Source organism: Rhodococcus sp. UFZ-B548 (genome assembly GCF_903819475.1).
Taxonomy (GTDB): Bacteria; Actinomycetota; Actinomycetes; order Mycobacteriales; family Mycobacteriaceae; genus Rhodococcus_F; species Rhodococcus_F erythropolis.
On record NZ_CAIJDS010000138.1, the window covers coordinates 1 to 1,867 of the forward strand.

The 1,867-nt window shown below is 65.8% G+C and carries 1 protein-coding gene; it reads left to right on the top strand.

Going from position 1 to position 1,867, the window contains the following annotated elements; all coding sequences use genetic code 11:
* Positions 1 to 546 precede the first annotated feature (546 nt).
* Positions 547 to 1,638 (top strand): hypothetical protein, encoded by a 1,092-nt coding sequence (locus tag H7C86_RS36820; protein WP_182263509.1) that lies wholly within the window; start codon positions 547 to 549, stop codon positions 1,636 to 1,638.
* The last annotated feature ends 229 nt before the right edge of the window (positions 1,639 to 1,867 follow it).

Sequence of the window (1,867 nt, forward strand, 5' to 3'; positions counted from 1 at the left end):
GCAGAGACCAGCAGCATGAAATCAGCACACGCCCCGCTCAAATGCGGAGAGCCATTTATCTCTGCAGTAAACGCCCGGCCCGTCTTCGGCGCCTCGTGCCACACATGCCTTCCCGCTCGGGTTGCGGCGGGCCATAATTCGCCTTTCACGTGCCCGGCTTGCCGTCTTCGGAGCTGGGCCTTGACACCCCTGCACCGGGTACCCCCGCATCAGTACCGCACCTGCCGCTGGGCAGTCGATGCATCACCTGTCCGAACGGAATCGACCGCCCCCACGCTGATCACTGCTCCCACACCGCCGAAGCACTTCAACCGATCCGTCACTGCAGCATCATCGAGAAGCCGTCCTCGACACCGGCAGGTCCCGGGCCCGCTGGCTGTGATGTCTTCGCGCTGGCGGCGTCGGCGGGGAGAGGATTTCGCAGTGAGCAGCACCGCTCTCTCCGGGATCGAGGCGACCACCGAATCCGGCCCGCGGTGCTGCACGAAACCTTGGGGCTCCATCGAGCCAGTGGCAATCGGCCCGTGGTTGCCTCACCATGGAGCGGTGACTGCTAAGCGTTGCCGATCCACCGCCGATCCTGCCGAACCCCTTTCCGATGCCGAGCTGCTCATCGGCCTGGTGGTCTCACCATCCCTGAGTGCGATGCTCGGCCCCGAGGTCACCACCTCGGTGCGCAAGATTTTGGTGCAGCGGTATCCGGGAGTGCGCTGGCAACTGAAGATGGCCGAAGACCGGCTGGTCGATCCACCCACCGAGACCTTGGACCTGCTGGAGGCGGCCCGAAACCGCGTGCTGGAGGAGAACTGGGATTTGGCCGTGGTGCTCACCGAGATCCCACTGAAGACCGGCCGACGTCCGGTGCTCACCCAGTCCTACCCCGTGCACGGGGTAGGACTGGTCTCCGTCCCAACCCTGGGAGCCGTGCACGTGCGGCAGAAGGTGCAAGAGACCACCGTGCACGTGGTCGGGCAGCTCCTGGGCTACGACGCCGAAGACCTCAACGCCCAGCGGGATCTTGCTCGAAGAGCCCACCAGCTGTCCACCGATCTCGACGAACGCCCGGACGACAACGTCGTGCAGTTCACGGCCCGAGTGCTGAGCGGCAACGTGCGGTTGCTGCTGGGCATGATCCGCGCCAACCAGCCTTGGGCCTTCGTGGCCCGGCTCTCCCGGGCGATGGTCGTGGCAGCGGCCACCGGCATGCTGACATTGGTGGCCTCGGACCTATGGGTACTGGCCATGGCCTACGGGCCGGTGCGCCTGGTCCTGCTGGCGGTGATGGCGATCGGGGCGGTGAGTGCCACCCTGATCCTGGGAGCCGACTTGTGGGAGCGCCCACGGCGGCGAGCCCAACGTGAGCAGGTGATCCTGTTCAATTTGGCCACCACCGCGACCGTGGCCATCGGGGTTGTGGTGTTCTACCTCGGCTTATTCATCCTGTCCTGGGTCGGCGCGCTGCTGCTCATCGACGAGCAGGTACTGGCCGGTGTCGCCGGTCACCCAGTGAACGCTTTGGACTACGCGAAGATCAGCTGGCTCACCGCCAGCCTGGCCACCGTGGGCGGAGCACTAGGAGCTGGACTGGAGGACGACGATGTGGTGCGCGCCGCTGCCTACACCCGGTCCAGCACCTGACACAGCCCCAGCACAGAAGAAACTGAAACATCTACGCGTTGATGCCACGTCTATGCAGGTGTCATTGCCGGTCGCGATGACTTGGTGGGCTCAGCGCAGTGCGCTGCCTCGTACTCGGCGGGTGGGGCGTTGCCGAGGCGGGTGTGCGGGCGGGCGCTGTTGTACCTGTCGATCCGGGATCCGCACCGCCCTGCCGGACGCGCGGATCGCAGTCGACAAGTGGCATCTC